Here is a 19162-nt window from a genome sequence, read left to right as displayed (position 1 = left end):
TGATGAGGATTTTTTGTTTTTACGCAAATACCAAAAGGTATGGTGTATTGCGGGAGCCCCGACAGCCATCGGGGTCGTCGCCTTTCTTTTAAGAATCCTCATTATTTACTTGATGAGGATTTTTTTTGTTTTTAGCGGTTTTAGTTTTTTTTGAAAACTAAAGTGTATCATTTATTTGATATTGAGCTAGGGATAATACCTTTTACAAGGAAAAAAGTTTTTTAACGTCCTTGTCACGAGTTCTTATAAAAGATTTGGCAATGAGTAAGAGTATTGCTCAGAAGAAAGCTCCATAGTAATTATTTAGCTAATGTTATGGTTGTGAATGTCAGTGAATTGGGTTTTATTGATGCTTATATTTTTTTATTATCAACATCGCGTACAAACTGAATTACACCATTCATAAAGACTTTTTGGTCATCCCACATAGCTAAATGGCTTCCATTTGGGCAGTATAAATAACGTCCTTTTTTGACTAATTTGCTTTGTTCTTCCATTGCTTTTGGATCCATTGTATCGTATTTTGCACCAATCATTAGCGTCGGAATTGTAATTTCTTGGAGTCTATTTTTAATATCCCACTTGGCTAATCTTCCGCTGATGCCAAATTCACTTGGGCCTTGCATTAAGGTATAAATTTTCCCATTTACATGTTTGCTGGCACGATTTAATCCGTCTGGCCATTCTTTTAATCGACATAAATGTTTTTTTGTAAAAGTTTGGAAGCAATAATTCCATATATCGTGGATTTCCGAAATCTTTTTTGGCTTCTAAGGCTCTAATTTCTGCAAGAATTTTTGGTTCCATTTGTTTTGCTAAAACTTCATCAGCGTATTTTCCGTACTCAGGAGCGCTTGCCATCATGTTAGATACTAATAATCCTTTCATGTTTTGTTGATATTTCAGTGCATATTCCATTGCAAGGATACCTCCCCAGGAATTTCCTAGAACATAAAAGTTTTCTTTATTGGCATTAATTGCTTTTCGTACTTGCTCAACTTCATCAACAAATCTATCAATTGTCCATAAACTGCTATCTTTCGGCTGATCGCTGTAGTAAGATCCTAATTGGTCATATTCGTAAAATTCAAAACCTTCTCGTTGAAAAAATGTTTCAAAGCATTCCATGTATTCATGTGTCATTGCCGGGCCTCCGTGTAACAATAAGATTTTTATTTTGGGATTATTGCCAAAACGTTTTGTCCATACTTTAAATTCTCCTATCGGTGTTTTTATGGGAATCATTTTTACTCCCGCAGATTCTGGATTGTTTTGATCGTAAGTAAAATAATTGGAAAGATCAGTACTATTTTCTCTTTTACAAGATGTCATAAATAATATAATCGTAAAAGCTAGAATGTAACGCATGTAGTTATAATTTAATGGTTTATACTAAGTTACAAATTATAGGTTCTGGATTCTAAAAACTTTAAAAGTTTCTTAAATAGATTTGATCGGGTTTTTTCTTGCCGTAAATTAGTAATGCTATGTATAAAGTAACGAATTATGAAAAACAGGATATTTATAGCCGTGGTATTATTATTTCTTGCAATTTCAGCAAGTGCACAGAAGAAAATTGAAGTATCGGAACTGCCAAAACCTGCACAAGATTTTTTGAAAAAACATTTTAGCTATACTACAGTTGTAAGTGCTAAAAAAGATGCAGAACACGGTGAAAAAGGTTTTGAAGTAAAACTGAAAGACGGGACAGAAGTTGAGTTTTGGAAAGACGGATCATATCGTGAAGTTGATGGAGGAGATAAACCAATTCCAACTGATTTTATCCCTAATAACATCAAAGAGTATGTCGGGAAGAATCATCCTAACGAAAAAATAACGCACATTGATTACGGACACAAAGATTTGGATGTTGATTTAACAAATAATATTGATTTAGAATTTACAAAAGAGGGAAAGATTCTAAAGGATAAAAAGAACAAATAAAATTTAGTGTCGCAGATGATTAATCCCAATGAGATAAAATAGTTTATATTTACAATTCTATTTTTTATTTTATGGAAGAAAATAAACATGTAACGATTTATGATATTGCTGAGCGTTTAAATTTGGCAACATCTACTATTTCGCGTGCTTTAAAAGATCATCACACCATTAGTGATAAAACAATTAAAAAAGTAAAAAAAACGGCCGAAGAAATGGGTTTTGTACCCAATACTTTAGCAGCAGGTTTACGCGGAAATAAAACTAGAACGATTGGTGTTTTAATTCCAACGGTTACACAGCCGTTTTTATCTTCTTTAATCAGTGGTATTGAAATTACGGCTCAAAAATCTGATTATACTGTAATTATTATGCAATCGCATGACTCGTATGAGGAAGAAGTAAATATGGCCAAATCATTGTACAGCAATCGTGTAAGCGGTGTAATTTGTTCGCTGGCAATGGAAACTAGAGATACAGCGCATTTTCATCAGTTTTCGAACAATAATATTCCACTGGTTTTTGTTGACAGGGTTCCAAAAGATTATAATACTTTTCGAGTTGTGATTGATAATTATTCGGCAGGTTATAAAGCAACTAAACACCTTATAGAACAAGGCTGTATTCGTATTGCACATTTAACTGCTGGCTCTGAATTAGGGAACCTTTATAACGAAAGAAAAAGAGGATATATAGAAGCCTTAAAAGATCATAATATTTCCGTTGAAGAAGAATTAATCATTAATTTGAATTCAGTTACCTATGAAGACGGAGTAAAAGCCAGTAACTCTTTATTTGATTTAAAGCCTATGCCGGACGGATTATTCGCTCCTGGTGATATTTTGGCTGTAAGTGCTGTTCAGACTGCTAAAAAGCGTGGTATTAAAGTGCCCGAAGAGTTTAAAGTAATTGGTTTTAATAACGACCCAATTTCACAAATTATTGATCCTAATCTATCGACTATAACGCATCCGGCGGAAAAGATGGGAAAAGCAGCAGCAGAAATTATTATCAAAAATTTGAAATCGTCTAAAAATGATGATGCAAAAGAAATTACTTTTTTAAATACAGAAGTACTTGCCAGAGAATCATCTAGTAAAGAATAAATGAGAGAGAACTAAATTATTCATTAATGCAAACGGTTATACTTCCAGATGAATTGAATTTTGAAAATTCAAAGCAGGTTTATGTTTTTGATTACAGTAGTTCGAAAGAAATTTCTAAACAACAGATTGTTTTAAATCAAAATACAATTAGTTTTCTTCTTGAAGGAAACAAAGAAGTATTTTTTGATACAACCGCTTTGGCAATAAGTCCTTCCCAATTTTTGATAATGAAATCTGGAAATTGTTTAATGACTGAAAAACTTTCTGAAATTTCAAATTACAGAAGTATACTTTTGTTTTTCTCAAATGAGATTGTCCTGCGATTCATTAGAAAGATTGAATTGAGTAAAATTGAAGCTAGAGAATATAAATCAGTTTATGCTTTTGAGTATGATGCTTTTTTACAGCGATTTGTATGCAGCTTAGTCGATATTTCTGGACTTTCGGGAGAAATTAAATTCAAATTACTAGAAGTTAAGTTTGAAGAAATCATGCTTTATTTAACCGAAAAGTATGGAACCGAATTTTTGTATTCCTTAACTATAAACAGTGATGATGTCTCTCAAAAATTTATTCAGGTAATCGAAAATAGTCATTTGAGTAAATTAACCGTAAAAGAACTAGCATTTTTGTGCAGTATGAGCGTTTCAACATTCAAAAGAGAATTTGAAAAGCATTATGCTGAGTCTCCAATAAAATGGTTTCAAAATAAAAGATTGGAATTTGCACATCATTTACTGCAGCAAGAAAAAAAGAATCCATCAGAAATTTACTTTGAAGCAGGTTACGAAAACCTATCTAGTTTTACGCAAGCTTACAAATTAAAGTATGGCGTCACGCCAAAGCAAAATCAGAAAAATTGAACTTTTATCAATAGTTTTTGATCCTTTCTCTAAAGTTTCTTTGGCATCACTGAACCTAAATTTGCTTAAAATTTTAAAACGAAGTAAAATGAAAAAGCTAAATTTAATTTTGGTGTTGTCTTTAATTTTCACAACAACAACAACAACAATTTTTGCCCAAAAAACATTTACCCTAACCAGTAAAGATTTAGGAGGAGAAACTACTAAGATTCAGGAATTCAACGGATTTGGATGCTCAGGTGAAAATCAATCTCCAGAATTATCATGGAAAAATGCTCCAGAAGGAACAAAAAGTTTTGCCATCACGATGTACGATCCAGATGCGCCAACAGGAAGCGGATTCTGGCATTGGGTAGTTGTTGATATTCCGGTAAACATAAATGAATTGGTAACCAATGCAGGAACAAAAAGTAATTTAATTCCTAAAGGCGCTATTCAAAGTATTACAGATTATGGTATTAAAGGATTTGGAGGTCCTTGTCCGCCAGCTGGTCATGGGTTTCACCAATATATAATTACAGTTTATGCATTAAAAACAGATAAATTAGGAACTAACGAAAATACAAATCCTGCTGTAGTTGGTTTTAATCTTTGGAACCAAACCTTGGCAAAAGCAAGTATTGTAGCGTATTATAAACGATAAAAAAAAATTAAGAATATCGAAATTTTAGGATTTTAAATCTTGGATTCAACCCCGTTAAAGCAGGATAGTTTTTATAATTATCCTGCTTTTATTTGTTATGAAAATATATTTTAATAAAAAAAGAGAGCTAAAATTTTTTTCTTAAACAACAATCTTATATTTTTACGCAACCGATTGCAATTGTTGTTTTATTTAGAATAATATATTTTTTAAATTAAAATTTTATCAAATAGTATTATTTGTATGTAAAATGTTGATTCGGTAAAAATAAAGTTTTATGAGTAAACTAATCAGTAAATGACTTCAATAAGAATTGTTTTCCTGTTTCTTTCGATTTCCTTTTCCGCTTTAGCGCAGAAGGATTATAAATTATGGCTTCAATATGATAGAATAAACAATTTGGATATTACTTTAGAATATAAAAGTAATATCCAAAGAATTGTTTCTCTGGGAAATTCTGAAACTTCTCATATTTCTGTAAAAGAATTGGAAAACGGAATTGTTGGCATGCTGGGAAATAAATTAGAAGTTAAATCAGAAATTAAAGGAGAAAACAATCTGATTGTTGGTTCTCAACTTTCTTTAAATTCTGATTTGCAAAAGGCATTACAAACAGATTTTGATAAAATAAGCAGCGAAGGTTTTATAATTAAATCTATCAACTTAAAAAATAAAAAGCAGTTGATCATTTCAGGAAAAAATGATGTTTCAGTTTTATACGGTGTTTTTACTTTTTTGAGGTTAATGCAGACAAATAAATCAATCCAGAACTTAAATATTACGGATTCACCAAAGACAAATATCCGAATCTTAAATCATTGGGATAATCTGGACAGAACCGTAGAGCGTGGTTACGCAGGTTTCTCGTTATGGAATTGGCAGAAACTGCCTGATTTTATCGATCAACGCTATATTGATTATGCAAGAGCAAATGCGTCAATAGGTATTAATGGAACAGTTTTAACGAATGTAAATGCAAATGCTTTAATCCTGACGCCGCAATATTTAGATAAGGTTGAAGCATTGGCGAATGTTTTTAGACCTTATGGAATAAAAGTGTATTTAACGGCACGTTTTTCGGCACCAATTGAAATAGGGAAGTTAAAAACTGCGGATCCAAAAGATGCTGAAGTGATTAGTTGGTGGAAAAATAAAGCTGCTGAAATTTACAAACGAATTCCAGATTTTGGTGGTTTTTTGGTGAAAGCAAATTCAGAAGGTCAACCTGGTCCTCAAAATTACGGAAGAGATCATGTCGACGGTGCCAATATGCTGGCCGATGCAGTTGCTCCGTTTGGAGGCATAATTATGTGGAGAGCATTTGTGTATTCTGAACATGATGCAAACGATCGGGCAAAACAAGCTTACGCTGAATTTCAGCCGTATGATGGGAAATTTAAAGAAAATGTAATTGTTCAGGTTAAAAATGGAGCAATTGATTTTCAACCTAGAGAACCGTTTCACCCATTATTTGGAGCGATGCCGAAAACACCTTTAATGATGGAATTTCAAATCACGCAGGAATATTTAGGATTTAGCACTCACTTAGTTTTTCTGCCAAAATTATTTCAGGAAGTTTTAGAATCAGATACCTATCAAAAAGGCAAAGGTTCAACTGTTGCAAAAGTCATTGACGGAACTTTATATCAAAATAAACTAACCGGAATTGCCGGCGTTGCTAATATCGGGAACGATTTAAACTGGACAGGACATCCTTTTGCGCAGGCCAATTGGTATGGTTTCGGAAGATTGGCTTGGAATCCGTATTTAGATTCAGAAATCATTGCCGATGAATGGTTAAGATGTACTTTTTCAAACGATGAAAATTTCATAAAACCAGTTAAAAGTCTGATGATAGAATCGCGAGAAGCTGTGGTTAATTATATGACACCTTTGGGTTTACATCATATTATGGATACGGGACATCATTACGGACCTGGACCTTGGGTTTCTAATTTATTACGTCCAGAATGGAATCCAACTTATTATCATAAAGCAGATAAAAACGGAATTGGTTTTGACAGATCAAAGTCGGGAACCAATGCTACTTCACAGTATGCGCCTGAAATAGAGAGAATTTTTGATAATGTAGAGACATGCTCTGAGCAAGATTTATTATGGTTTCATCATGTTTCATGGGATTATAAACTGAAAAATGGACAAACGCTTTGGAACGGACTTTCGCTTAAATATCAGGAAGGCGTAAATCAAGTTACAGCAATGCAGAATGTTTGGAATAAAGCTGAAAAGTATGTTGACAGCGAACGTTTTAACGAAGTAAAAATGCTGCTCGAAATTCAGCAGAAAGAAGCAAAATGGTGGAGAGATGCCTGTTTATTGTATTTTCAGCAATTTTCAGGAAAAGAACTTCCTAACGGAGTTGAAAGACCAACACAAACTTTAGAGTATTTTAAATCACTAAAATTTCCTTTTGCACCAGGAAATGGATAATAAATGGAGTAATTGTAACGCAGATGAGGCGGGTTCGCTATTGCAAAAATGCTGATTTACACGGTTTTTTTGTTTTGCTTTTATTGGAAAAACCTGTTTTTTTCGCGTCTTTGCGATAGCGAATCTGTGTCATCCGCGTTCGATAAATATATTTTAAAAATTATGAGTAAAAAAACAGCAATAGTAACCGGAGGAAATTCAGGTTTAGGATTTGCAACAGCAAAGAAATTTTGTGACAATGGAATCACAACCTACATTATTGGAAGATCAAAAGAAAAGACAGAAGACGCCTGTAAGGAAATTGGAGAAAATGCTATTCCAGTAATCTTCGATTTAAATGAGCTGGAAGGAATTCCTGCCATGATCGAAAGTATTACAAAAAATAATCCAATTGATATTTTGGTCAACAATGCTGGGATCAATATGAAGAAAGAATTTGCTGATGTTACCGATGAAGATTTCTTAAAGATAATTCATACCAATCTTTTGAGTGTTTTTGCTGTGAGCCGAGAAGTGGTAAAAAACATGAAAGAGAATGGAGGAGGGAGCATAATTAATATTAGTTCAATGGCATCACAATACGGAATTCCAAAAGTAATTGCCTATTCCGCGAGTAAAGGCGCGATTGAATCTATGACGCGTGCAATGGCAGTCGAATTGGCTCCGTCTGGCATTCGTGTGAACTGTATTGCACCTGGATTTATTAAAACCAAAATGTCGTCAACAGCTTTGGATAATGATCCCGAAAGAAAAAATAAAGTCTTAGGAAGAACACCAATGGGATTTTTAGGAGAACCTTCGGATATTGCCGATGCCGTTTATTACTTCGCTTTAAGCGAATCAAAATATACAACAGGAACTGTTTTGCCTGTTGATGGTGGAAATAGTATTGGGTTTTAATTTTTTAATTTTTAAACACTTAGAAACATAGTTTTTCTTTGTTTACAAGGCATAGTTATGTGTTAGAAACTAGTTTTTTTTTAAAAAACTTTTTCAAGTTAATTTAAATCTATGTCTCTATGTGTTTAATTAATTTTTACAAAAGTTAAGTATGATAAAAATGCAGCAAACCATGCGATGGTTCGGACCAAGTGATAATGTTAAGCTGATTGACATTCGACAAGCTGGCGCAACAGGAATTGTAACGGCTTTGCATCAAATTTCGGTTGGAGAGGTTTGGACAATTGAAGCAATAAAAGAAAGACAACAAATTATTATAGAAGCCGGATTAGAATGGACTGTTGTTGAAAGTTTGCCTGTTCATGAAGAAATTAAAAGAGCTTCAGGAAATTATCGTCAATACATCGATAATTATAAAATCAGTTTACAAAATCTGGCGGAGTGCGGAATAAAAATTATCACTTATAATTTTATGCCGATTCTGGACTGGGTTAGAACTAATCATAATTTTATCAATGAAGATGGAAGTAAAGCCTTGTTGTACAATCAGGACGCTTTTACCTATTTTGATGTTTTTCTTCTAAAAAGACCAAATTCAGAAAATGATTATTCGGATGCAGAAAAAGAAAAAGCATTACAGTTTGGAAACTATTTGACAGAAGATGAAAAAGCATTGTTGTTTAAAAATGTTTTATTGGGATTGCCGGGAAGTAAAATCAATTTTACGGCAGAACAGATTTTATCTTTATTAGATAATTATGCGAATATTGATAACGAAAAACTAAGAGAAAACTTGATTTACTTTTTATCCGAAGTTGCTCCAATTGCGGAGAAAAATAGACAAAGATTAGCGATTCATCCTGACGATCCGCCGTTTTCAGTTTTAGGACTTCCTAGGATTGTTTCTACAGAAAAAGATATCAAGACCATTTTTGAAGCCGTGCCCTTAAACGCAAATGGTTTGTGTTATTGCACAGGTTCTTTAGGGGCAAATCCGGATAACAATCTGGAGAAAATTATAGATGATTTTGGTGATCGAATTCACTTTTTGCACCTCCGAAATACCATTCGTGAAAGTGAAACTATTTTTAGAGAATCAGAACATTTAAATGGTGATGCGAATATGGAAATTATCGTAGAGAAATTATTGATGCTGATGAATAAAACAAAAATAAGTCTTCCAATGCGTCCCGATCATGGTTTTCTGCATTCGGTTGACGAATCGAAAGAAACGTATCCTGGATATTCTCTAGTAGGAAGATTAAAAGGTCTTGCTGAGTTAAGAGGTTTGGAGATGGGAATTGCTTATAAATTGAATTTGTAATAGTATTGAAATAATACGTGCTATTTGTCATTCCGAGGAACGAGGAGTTTTCACGAGAAATGCTGCAAAGATTGGATTCTTGTTGCGGAGCTGCTTACGAAGATTTTAGGTATACAATGGTAAAACTATGTTTATTTAAACAAGTGAAACGCCTTTTTATAAGCAAAGAAAATCTGTGATTCTATGTGTTTAAAAATTAAAACTTCATATCTAATTCTGTTGCTTTTCCTAATCGGATTAAGTACAAAATCGTATGCTGTAAATCCAGAGAAATATATAGTCAATAAGGGTTCTACTAAAAACTTTCCTTTGGTTTCAAAAGGAAAAACAGCTTCGATTTTAGTCAGCAAGAATGATTTTTCAGGCGTTTTAAAAGTTGCAGGACATTTAGAAAATGACATTTTTCAGGTTTCGAATTTACATCCAAAACGCATCAATACCATTTTTGAAGCTCAGAATTTTGTCGTGATTATTGGGACAATCGGAAAAAGTGAAATCATTGATCAATTAGCTAAAGAAGGAAAAATTGATGCAAACCAACTTCGCGGAAAATGGGAAAAATTTACCACACAAGTTGTCGAAAATCCGTTTAAAGGAATCAAAAAAGCTTTGGTTATTGCAGGTTCAGATAAAAGAGGGACTATTTATGGAATTTATGATCTATCCAATCAAATTGGTGTTTCGCCTTGGTATTATTGGGCCGATGTTCCTATTAAAAAACATTCGGAATTGCATGTTTTACCTGGAATACATTCGCAGGGAGAACCAAAAGTAAAATACAGAGGGATTTTTATAAATGATGAAGCTCCAGCTTTGTCGGGCTGGGCATTTGAGAAATTTGGCGGATTTAATTCGAAATTCTACGATAAAGTTTTTGAATTGATTCTGCGGATGAAAGGCAATTATTTATGGCCGGCAATGTGGGGTAGAATGTTTTATGTCGAAGATCAACAGAATGCAGTTTTGGCAGATGAATATGGAGTTGTAATGGGAACTTCTCATCACGAACCTTTAACTAGAGCACATGCAGAATGGGGAAAATCGAACGGAAAATGGGATTTTAATACCAATTCTGAAGCTTTGATTAATTTTTGGAAAGACGGAATTAAAAGAATGGGAAATAAAGAAACCATTGTAACTGTTGGAATGCGAGGTGACGGCGACGAACCGATGACTGAAGGAACTGCAATTGGTTTATTAGAAAATATCGTAAAAACTCAAAGAAATATTATTACAGAAGTTACTAAAAAACCAGCCGAAGAAACACCTCAAATGTGGGCACTTTACAAAGAAGTTCAGGATTATTATGATAAAGAAATGACAGTTCCTGATGATATTACCCTTTTGCTTTGTGATGACAATTGGGGAAATATTCGCAAACTGCCAGAACTCGATGCAAAACCAAGAAAAGGCGGTTATGGCATTTATTATCATTACGATTATGTTGGTGGACCAAGAAATTACAAATGGATCAACACAAACCAAATCGAACGTGTTTGGGAACAAATGGATTTGGCGTATCAATATGGCGTCGATAAAATTTGGATTGTAAATGTGGGCGATATCAAGCCAATGGAATTTCCGATTGAATTTTTCTTAGATATGGCATGGAATCCTGAAAAATTTAATGCCGGAAATTTAGAGCAATATTATGTGAATTGGACAAAAGAAAATTTTGGCAATCAGTTTACAAAAGAAATTGCCGAGATTTTAAAGTTATACACCAAGTACAATTCACGCAGAAAACCTGAATTATTGGATACTAAGACTTATAGTATTATAAATTATAAGGAAGCAGATCGTGTTGTGGCAGATTATCAAAAATTGGTCGAAAAGGCCAATTCGATAAATGAAAAATTGAGACCAGAATATAAAGATGCTTTTTATCAGCTCATTTTATTTCCAGTTTTGGCAAGTGCCAATTTAAATGAATTATATGTTGCAGCAGCTAAAAATCAGTTATATGCAGAAAGAGGAAATCTCATTGCAAATGTGTATGCTGAAAAAGTAAAAACATTATTCGAAAAGGACAGTTTACTGACGAATTATTATCATACGAAATTGTCAAACGGGAAATGGAATCATATCATGTCACAAACACATATTGGTTATGATAACTGGCAGCAACCGGAAAAAAATGTGATCCCAAAAACGAAAACAATCGAAATTTCAAACCAAGTTGAAGCAGGAATTTCTGCTGAGGATTCGCCAAAGGCTGAAACACTCATTAATAATAGAGATTTAGATCATGTTCATGGCTTTGTTGAGAATAATGGATATATTTCAATTGAAGCTCAAAATTATTCGAAAGCAATACATTCTGACATGGTAAAATGGACAATAATTCTGAACATTGGTCGAACAGAATCTGGTGTTACTTTGAAACCTTCGAACATAAAGGCTATTGAAATTTCGGAGCATTCACCAAGGTTAGAGTACAATGTTCATTTTTTCAGGAAAGGAAAAATTAAAGTAAACGCTTATTTTTCACCGACAATCAATTTTAAAATTGGAGACGGATTAAAATACGGAATTGGCTTTGATGATGAAAAACCGCAAGTCATGAATCTCAACGCAGATTCTTCCGAGAAAGCTTGGGCAGAATCGGTTGCCAATAATATTAAAATCATTATTTCAAAACATGAAATTGAAAATGCAGGAAATCATGTTTTGAAAATTTATGCGATCGATCCAGCTTTGGTACTTCAGAAGATTGTAATTGAAACAGAAGAAGGAAAAGTTTTGAAGTCGTATTTAGGGCCACCAGAAAGTTTTAGAAAGGATTGACAAACTAATTTTAAAGTAGAAATGATTAACTATTAAACCAAAAATATATGAAATTTATTAAACCTTATTTAGTTGCCGTCACGACTATGCTGGCCTTGAGTTGTACGTCGCAGAAAGAAACGACTTCATTAAAAGATGCCTATAAAAACGATTTTTATATTGGTACGGCTTTAAGTGTGGATCAAATTGAAGAAAAAGACAAAAAAGTCGATTCGTTGATAACAAAAGAATTTAATGCGATTACCGCAGAAAATATAATGAAATCGATGTATACGCATCCGCAAAAAGATAAATATGATTTTACCTTATCAGACAAATTTGTGGCTTACGGCGAAAAGAATAAAATGTTCATTCATGGACATACTTTGATATGGCACAGTCAATTAGCGCCATGGATGGAAAAAATTGCGGATAGCACTGAAATGAAAGCGTTTATGAAAGATCATATTACAACGATTGTTTCGAAATACAAAGGCAGAATCAATTCTTGGGATGTCGTAAATGAAGCATTGAATGAAGATGGAACTTTGAGACCGTCTGTTTTTTTGAAAACGCTTGGCGAAAAATATTTAGTTGATGCTTTCAAACTCGCTGAAAAAGCCGATCCAAAAGCGGAGTTATATTACAATGATTATAATATCGAAGAGCCTGCAAAAAGAGCGGGAGCAATTGCTCTGATCAAAAAAATAAAAGCTGCAGGAGGAAAAGTTGACGGCGTTGGTATTCAGGGGCATTGGAGATTGCAAAGTCCGTCATTAGAAGAAATCGAAAAAAGTATTTTAGAATATTCGGCTTTAGGAATTAAAGTCGCTTTTACAGAATTGGATATTACCGTTTTGCCAAATCCGTGGGATTTAAAAGGAGCCGATATAAATCAGAAATTTGAAGGAAGTGCCAAAATGAATCCATATCCTGAAAAATTACCAGATTCAGTTCAAACGCAGTTAGCAGAGCGTTATGCATCAATTTTTAAACTGTTTCTAAAACATAAAGACAAAATTAGCAGAGTTACTTTTTGGGGAGTTTATGATGGACAATCTTGGCTAAATGATTGGCCGATAAAAGGAAGAACCAATTATCCGCTTCCATTTGATACAGCTTTGAAACATAAACAAGCTTACGACAGTATTTTAAAGTTGAAGAAAATTGAAGAATAACAGTTCAAAAACAGCATTCAATTGAAATAATATTAACAATCGGTTGTTTTTAAAAATATTCTTGAAATAAAGCAAACTAAATTTGCACAATATGTTTTTTTGTATAATTTTACACAACCGATTGTTTTGAGTAAAATTCAACGCAATGTTGTCATTTCGATCTCGTGGCTTCGGGAGAGAAATAACACTAGAAGCTCCGCAAAGTATGTCGCCAATCTTTGTTGAATCCCGAGTGTGATTTCTCCTTCCTCGAAATGACAAAAAAACAAAAATTCTTAATTTTAGGATTTAACGAAACTAACTAACCACAAACCACAAAATGAATAACATTTCACAAAAATTATCCATCAAAGAAAAAATTGGATACAGCTTAGGAGACTTGGCAGCCAATTTAGTTTTTCAAACTTTGATGACGTATTTGGCATATTTCTACACAGATATTTACGGATTATCGCCAACAGATTCCTCTATTATTATGTTAGTTGTTGGTTTAGTTGCCGCCTTTATCTTTAATCCGATAATTGGAGTTTTAGCAGATAGAACGAGTACCAAATGGGGAAAATTCAGACCTTGGATTCTAGCAACCGCAATTCCGCTTGGAGTAGTGGCATTATTGGCATTTTCAACTCCAGATTTCGCTTATAAAGGAAAAGTAATTTATGCTGTTGTAACCTATACTTTGCTATTGCTTTTTTATGCAGGAAATAATCTGCCGTATTCCGCTTTAAGCGGCGTAATTACAGGTGATATGTCCGAGAGAAACAGCATGTCGTCCTATCGTTTTGTGGCGGTTATGTTTGCCCAGTTTTTTGTTCAGGTTTTCATGCTGGGAATTATAAAAAGTGCTGGAAACGGAGACAAAGCAATTGGTATCGAAAAAGTAATGACAGTTTTGGCGATTATTGGAACTATTATGTTGTTAATCACTTTTTTGACAACAAAAGAAAGGATTATTCCAAAACCAGAACAGAAATCAAGTGTAAAAGAAGATTTAAGCGATTTAGTTAAAAATAGACCGTGGATAATTATGCTTTCGCTTACCACTTTGGTTTTTATTACGCTGGCAATGAAAGGCGGTTCGTATGTGTATTATTTTGAAAACTATGTAGATAAAGAACAATTAGCAGTTTTTATTCAGCCTATTTTAGATACTTTGTCCAATATTGGATTGAATCATTTTGGTAATGATCCCGTTTCAGCTGGATTTGGATTGTTTAATGCCGGTGGAATAATTTTTATGATTATCGGAATTACGTTATCTAAAAACCTGGCGGATAAATATGGAAAACGAAATGTATTCGGATTGTTTTTATTCATTTCAACGTTGTTTATTATCGCTTTTTATTTCTTTCCGCCAGCATCAATTCGTTTGATATTTTTCTCTCAAATTTTACACGGATTTTTCTACGGAATCACAATCCCGATTCTTTGGGCGATGATTGCTGATGTTGCTGACTATTCAGAATGGTTGAACAATCGCCGTGCGACAGCTATTATTTTCTCTGCTATGATGGTAGGTTTAAAAGCGGGATTAAGTATTGGCGGTGCTTTAACAACATTGTTTTTAGGATATTTTCATTATGTGCCAAATTCTGCCGTACAAACTGAATCTGCGATTAACGGAATCAAATTATTGGTCAGCATTTTTCCTGCAATTCCATTTTTAATTGGAGCCGGATTACTGTTTTTCTATAAAATCAATAAACAAATGGAAGTACAGATTGAAACTGAGTTAAAAGAAAGAAGAACTTAATTATTTAAAATAAAGATAGCACTATGCCTGAAGATAGCATTGAACAAATTAATTTCGAGGAAATTAATGAACTGGCGATTTCAAAGCCTTTAGTTTCTCACATTTACACGGCCGATCCGTCGGCACATGTATTCAATGGGAAGATTTATATTTATCCGTCGCACGATATAGATGCAGGAATTCCTTTTAACGATAACGGCGATCATTTTGGAATGGAAGATTATCACGTTTTTTCGATGGACAGCATTTCATCCAAAGCCGTAGATAATGGTGTTGCACTGCATGTTGATGATGTTGCCTGGGCCGAAAAGCAAATGTGGGCGCCAGATGCAGCACATAAAAATGGAAAATATTATTTGTATTTTCCAGCAAAACGTGCCAACGGAATTTTCCAAATTGGAGTAGCAATCAGTGATTCTCCCTCTGGACCTTTTAAGTCAGAACCAGATGCGATAAAAGGAAGTTACAGCATTGATCCTGCAGTTTTTGAAGACGTAGATGGGAAACATTATATTTATTTTGGAGGAATCTGGGGCGGTCAACTGCAGAAATACCGAAATAATAAATACGATCAAGATAATGAAGAACCTTCTGGAAAAGAGTCTGCTTTAGGTCCAATTGTGGCTTTGCTTCGTGATGATATGCTGGAGTTTGCTGAAGAACCAAAAGAGATTAAAATTCTCGATGAAAGCGGAAATGAAATTTTAGCAGGCGATAATGATCGTCGTTTTTTTGAAGCTTCATGGGTTCATAAATACAACGGAAAATACTATTTCTCTTACTCAACAGGAGACACCCATTTTATTTGTTATGCGATTGGCGACAATCCATATGGACCGTTCATATATCAGGGAAGAATTTTGAATCCAGTTGTAGGATGGACTTCGCATCATTCTATTTGTGAAGTAGAAGGTGAATGGTATTTATTTTATCATGATTCAAGTTTATCAAAAGGCGTAACGCATTTAAGAAGTATGAAAGTAACCAAAATCGATTATCTCGAGGATGGTTCAATCGTAACGATCAATCCTTATGGAATAAGAGGATTACAGGATTAAACCTTAGTTATCAATAAAAAGAGATGTTTAGAACAAAAAGATTAGATATTAAATTAGTAAGCGCAGTCATTTTAATGAGTGCTTTTTCTTCGTGTAAAAAAATTTCACAAAAATCACAATCGGTTGTGTATTCTGATTACGCCGTTTTTGATTGGTTTGATTACCGAGGAAATGATGATGCTTATATTAACTTATCTAAGTCTGAAAGTGAATATCTAAATCCGATTTTGGCTGGATTTTATGCAGATCCTACAATCTGCAGGGTTGAGGACAAGTTTTATTTAGTAAATTCCTCTTTTTGCTATTTTCCAGGATTGCCCATTTTTGAAAGTACTGACTTGGTTAATTGGAAACAAATAGGGAATATTATAAACCGTCGTGAACAGGCTGATTTTGGAAATTCCCGATTATCGGGCGGAATGTACGCACCAACTATTCGATATCATAAAGGCATTTTTTATGTCATTTGCACCAATGTGAGCGGAGTAGGTAATTTTATTGTTACAGCTAAAAATCCGACTGGCCCTTGGTCAAATCCAATTGTGCTCCCTGAAGTTAACGGAATCGATCCAGATATTTTCTTTGATGAAGATGGGAAAGTATACATTACGCATAACGGACCTCCGCCAAATAATGTTTCGCTTCATGATGGACATCGTGCCATTTATATGCTCGAATACGATTTGGAAAAACAAAAAACCACAACAGCTCCCAAATTGGTTATTAACGGCGGAACCGATATGGCTAAAAAGCCCGTTTGGATTGAAGGTCCGCATGTACTTAAAAAAGACGGATTTTATTATATGATCTGCGCTCAAGGCGGAACAGGTTTTAATCACTCAGAAGTTGTTTTTAGAAGCAAGAACGTTTATGGACCTTATGAAAGTTATGCTTCGAACCCTATTTTAACGCAGTTGCATTTAGATCCAAATCGTAAAAACTTAATTTCGACTACAGGTCATGCTGATTTTGTAGAACTTCCAAATGGCGAATGGTGGTCTGTATTTTTAGGATGTCGACCTTATGAAGGAGATTTATACAATACGGGAAGAGAAACTTTTATGATGCCTGTTGAATGGAAGAATGGCTGGCCGGAAATTAAAGGCGGAAACGAACCAATTCCGATGAAAAATAAACGTCCGAATTTGCCTCTTTCAAAAGAAAAAATAGAACCCAATAATGGGAATTTTATTTGGCATGATAATTTTGATTCGAATGAATTGAGTTTGAAATGGAATTTGATAAGAACTCCTTCTGAAAAATGGTATGAATTAACGAATGGAAAATTATTAATTAAACCGAGAAAAGAATCGATTCATACCGAAACTAATTTTTCTTTTATTGGAAGAAGACAGCAGCATTTAAAATTTCAAGCTTCTATTAAATTGGAGTTTAGTCCGAGAGATATTTTACAAACAGCTGGTTTAACAGCTTTTCAAAATGAAAAACATTATTTTTTAATTGGAAAGCGTCTAAATTCAAACGGAAAAGAAGAAGTTTTTGTTGAAAGAACAGCAGAGAAAATCAATAGCGGAAAATCAGAGATTATTTCGAAAAAAGAGCTTTCAGATTCTGATAAAACATTGTTTGTAAAAATTGAAGGAAACGGAAGATTGTATAGTTTTTATTATAAAACAGCTCAAAATGCAGATTGGGTTTTATTAAGTAAAGATGTCGATGGATCAATTTTGAGCACAAAAGAAGCAGGCGGATTTGTGGGAACGTATTTAGCGATGTATGCGTCGAGTGAACATTTTGAGAAATAGTCCCAGAGGGACGGCATATTTATAGGAGATATATTTCCAGAGATTAAAAGCTCCAGCGGGGCGGTATATTATTTGTGGCAAGTGTGTCGCTCCGTTGGAGCTTTTAATCTGTGGGAATTGGAATTTTCTATAAATATTACGCTCTTCTAGAGCTAAATTGAAATGACAAATATCACGGAAATGTTCTTTTGAAAACGTTTTGCATGAGGGATTGAAGTGGAAATCCTTTTGTGCAATGAAATGAAACAAAAGATTGAAGCGGAAAGCCTGACCCGCTTTTTCGGCGGGACATGCCCAAACTAATACAATAAACAGCTTTTAAAAAATAACATAATTCATGTAAAAAATAATTTTTTATAAAAAGAAATTGCCTATTTTAGCATAACAGAACGGAACAGAACGGTATGCTAAAAGAAGAAGAAAAATTTGAGTTTATAATTAATCACGATAGTGATATTCCGAAGTACCAACAGTTGGTGAACGGAATTAATAATGCGATTGCAGAGAATATTTTACAAAAGGGAGATTTACTTCCTTCGGTAAATAGTATTTGTAAAACGAATCAGTTATCGAGAGATACGGTTTTTAAAGCGTATACGATTTTAAAGGATCAAAAAACGATCGATTCTGTGCCGAACAAAGGTTATTACGTTTCAGGCGAGACGAGAAAAGTGCTTTTGGTTTTAGATACTTTTAAAGCATATAAAGAGGTTTTGTATCATTCGGTTGTAAATAATCTGCCTGATAATGTGATTATTGATGTGCAGTTTCATCATTATAATATTGATGTTTTTAAAACGATCATCAATAACGGAATTGGGAAGTATTACAAATATGTGGTGATGAATTTTGATCACAATGATATTGCTCCAACGTTGTCGGCGATTTCAAGTGATAAATTGCTTTTGATTGACTGGAATATTCAGGGCGATAAAACGAATAATTATGTTTTTCAGGATTTTGGAAAAGCTTTTTATGACGCTTTAATTGAAGCTGTTGATTTGTTTAGAAAGTATAAAAAAATAGAATTTGTATATCCGGATTTCACGAATCATCCGTATGAAACGGTTGAGTTTTTTAAGAAAATCTGTACTGATTTTAATTTTCAATATGAGATTATTACGGATCCTAAAAAGTTCAATATCGAAAAAGGAATTGCTTATATCAGTGTAAGCGACAGGATTTTGGGGCACTTTTTAGAACAGTGCAAAGAGAAAGATTTTGAGCCGGGAAAAGACGTTGGTTTTTTGTCGTATAACGAAACGCCAATGAAGAAATTTATATACAAAGGAATTTCGGTTGTGTCAACTGATTTTAAAGAAATAGGAACCAAAGCAGCGGCATTTATTACGCATGAAGAGGATATTCAGTGTTATGTGCCGACAAAATTAATAATAAGAGAATCATTGTAAG

At 33.8% G+C, this 19162-nt stretch carries 15 protein-coding genes; 13 read left to right on the top strand and 2 right to left on the bottom strand.

Features of this window, described 5'->3' with window-relative positions:
- Positions 1-353: 353 nt before the first annotated feature.
- Positions 354-626: an alpha/beta hydrolase family protein gene (locus B0A81_RS21790; protein WP_244281273.1), complete on the bottom strand. Its 273-nt coding sequence runs from the start codon at positions 624-626 to the stop codon at positions 354-356.
- Entirely contained in the window at positions 610-1368 is a 759-nt protein-coding gene (locus B0A81_RS04490) for a proline iminopeptidase-family hydrolase (protein ID WP_244281271.1), read from the bottom strand. Before B0A81_RS04490 ends, B0A81_RS21790 begins: the two co-directional genes overlap by 17 nt.
- Positions 1369-1506: 138 nt before the next feature.
- Here B0A81_RS04490 and B0A81_RS04485 point away from each other — a divergent pair, with 138 nt between their 5' ends.
- The 13 genes from B0A81_RS04485 (at position 1507) to B0A81_RS04425 (ending at position 19161) form a co-directional block, all read left to right on the top strand.
- The gene (locus B0A81_RS04485) at positions 1507-1944 is read left to right on the top strand and encodes a PepSY-like domain-containing protein (protein ID WP_089056903.1); all 438 of its coding nucleotides are present in this window, start codon (positions 1507-1509) and stop codon (positions 1942-1944) included.
- 71 nt (positions 1945-2015) lie between these two features.
- A complete protein-coding gene (locus B0A81_RS04480) occupies positions 2016-3047 on the top strand; it encodes a LacI family DNA-binding transcriptional regulator (protein ID WP_089056902.1) in 1032 nt (343 codons plus the stop codon).
- 26 nt (positions 3048-3073) lie between these two features.
- Positions 3074-3910: a helix-turn-helix domain-containing protein gene (locus B0A81_RS04475; RefSeq protein WP_089056901.1), complete on the top strand. Its 837-nt coding sequence runs from the start codon at positions 3074-3076 to the stop codon at positions 3908-3910.
- Between the two features lie 88 nt (positions 3911-3998).
- Positions 3999-4553, top strand: a complete 555-nt coding sequence (locus B0A81_RS04470) for a YbhB/YbcL family Raf kinase inhibitor-like protein (RefSeq protein WP_089056914.1) — start codon at positions 3999-4001, stop codon at positions 4551-4553.
- A 297-nt stretch (positions 4554-4850) separates the two neighbouring features.
- Positions 4851-7004: an alpha-glucuronidase family glycosyl hydrolase gene (locus B0A81_RS04465; RefSeq protein WP_089056900.1), complete on the top strand. Its 2154-nt coding sequence runs from the start codon at positions 4851-4853 to the stop codon at positions 7002-7004.
- Positions 7005-7166: 162 nt separating this feature from the next.
- Positions 7167-7904, top strand: coding sequence for an SDR family NAD(P)-dependent oxidoreductase (locus B0A81_RS04460; RefSeq protein WP_089056913.1), 738 nt, complete (start codon positions 7167-7169; stop codon positions 7902-7904).
- Between the two features lie 160 nt (positions 7905-8064).
- Positions 8065-9228, top strand: a complete 1164-nt coding sequence (uxuA, locus tag B0A81_RS04455; protein ID WP_089056912.1) for a mannonate dehydratase — start codon at positions 8065-8067, stop codon at positions 9226-9228.
- A 183-nt stretch (positions 9229-9411) separates the two neighbouring features.
- Positions 9412-12015: a glycosyl hydrolase 115 family protein gene (locus B0A81_RS04450; RefSeq protein WP_089056899.1), complete on the top strand. Its 2604-nt coding sequence runs from the start codon at positions 9412-9414 to the stop codon at positions 12013-12015.
- Between the two features lie 47 nt (positions 12016-12062).
- Positions 12063-13172: an endo-1,4-beta-xylanase gene (locus B0A81_RS04445; RefSeq protein WP_089056898.1), complete on the top strand. Its 1110-nt coding sequence runs from the start codon at positions 12063-12065 to the stop codon at positions 13170-13172.
- A 319-nt stretch (positions 13173-13491) separates the two neighbouring features.
- Entirely contained in the window at positions 13492-14925 is a 1434-nt protein-coding gene (locus B0A81_RS04440) for an MFS transporter (protein WP_089056897.1), read from the top strand.
- Positions 14926-14948: 23 nt separating this feature from the next.
- On the top strand, positions 14949-15983 hold the full coding sequence (locus B0A81_RS04435; RefSeq protein WP_089056896.1) for a glycoside hydrolase family 43 protein: 1035 nt from the start codon (positions 14949-14951) through the stop codon (positions 15981-15983).
- Positions 15984-16006: 23 nt separating this feature from the next.
- Positions 16007-17749, top strand: coding sequence for a glycoside hydrolase family 43 protein (locus B0A81_RS04430; RefSeq protein ID WP_089056895.1), 1743 nt, complete (start codon positions 16007-16009; stop codon positions 17747-17749).
- 404 nt (positions 17750-18153) lie between these two features.
- The gene (locus tag B0A81_RS04425) at positions 18154-19161 is read left to right on the top strand and encodes a GntR family transcriptional regulator (RefSeq protein ID WP_089056894.1); all 1008 of its coding nucleotides are present in this window, start codon (positions 18154-18156) and stop codon (positions 19159-19161) included.
- Position 19162 lies beyond the last annotated feature (1 nt).

The sequence above is a fragment of the Flavobacterium plurextorum genome (assembly GCF_002217395.1).
In the GTDB taxonomy this organism is placed as follows: domain Bacteria; phylum Bacteroidota; class Bacteroidia; order Flavobacteriales; family Flavobacteriaceae; genus Flavobacterium; species Flavobacterium plurextorum.
The sequence above is the reverse complement of the archived record's forward strand: the minus strand, read 5'-3'. Positions and strand labels throughout refer to the sequence as shown.

Bases quoted from the DNA above. Each gene is read 5' to 3' on its own strand.
- B0A81_RS04430 (WP_089056895.1), top strand. From the start codon at position 16,007: ATGTTTAGAACAAAAAGATTAGATATTAAATTAGTAAGCGCAGTCATT.
- B0A81_RS04485 (WP_089056903.1), top strand. From the start codon at position 1,507: ATGAAAAACAGGATATTTATAGCCGTGGTATTATTATTTCTTGCAATT.
- B0A81_RS04450 (WP_089056899.1), top strand. From the start codon at position 9,412: ATGTGTTTAAAAATTAAAACTTCATATCTAATTCTGTTGCTTTTCCTA.
- B0A81_RS04440 (WP_089056897.1), top strand. From the start codon at position 13,492: ATGAATAACATTTCACAAAAATTATCCATCAAAGAAAAAATTGGATAC.
- uxuA (WP_089056912.1), top strand. From the start codon at position 8,065: ATGCAGCAAACCATGCGATGGTTCGGACCAAGTGATAATGTTAAGCTG.
- B0A81_RS04490 (WP_244281271.1), bottom strand. From the start codon at position 1,368: ATGCGTTACATTCTAGCTTTTACGATTATATTATTTATGACATCTTGT.
- B0A81_RS04465 (WP_089056900.1), top strand. From the start codon at position 4,851: ATGACTTCAATAAGAATTGTTTTCCTGTTTCTTTCGATTTCCTTTTCC.
- B0A81_RS04475 (WP_089056901.1), top strand. From the start codon at position 3,074: ATGCAAACGGTTATACTTCCAGATGAATTGAATTTTGAAAATTCAAAG.
- B0A81_RS04460 (WP_089056913.1), top strand. From the start codon at position 7,167: ATGAGTAAAAAAACAGCAATAGTAACCGGAGGAAATTCAGGTTTAGGA.
- B0A81_RS04445 (WP_089056898.1), top strand. From the start codon at position 12,063: ATGAAATTTATTAAACCTTATTTAGTTGCCGTCACGACTATGCTGGCC.
- B0A81_RS21790 (WP_244281273.1), bottom strand. From the start codon at position 626: ATGCAAGGCCCAAGTGAATTTGGCATCAGCGGAAGATTAGCCAAGTGG.
- B0A81_RS04480 (WP_089056902.1), top strand. From the start codon at position 2,016: ATGGAAGAAAATAAACATGTAACGATTTATGATATTGCTGAGCGTTTA.
- B0A81_RS04435 (WP_089056896.1), top strand. From the start codon at position 14,949: ATGCCTGAAGATAGCATTGAACAAATTAATTTCGAGGAAATTAATGAA.
- B0A81_RS04470 (WP_089056914.1), top strand. From the start codon at position 3,999: ATGAAAAAGCTAAATTTAATTTTGGTGTTGTCTTTAATTTTCACAACA.
- B0A81_RS04425 (WP_089056894.1), top strand. From the start codon at position 18,154: ATGCTAAAAGAAGAAGAAAAATTTGAGTTTATAATTAATCACGATAGT.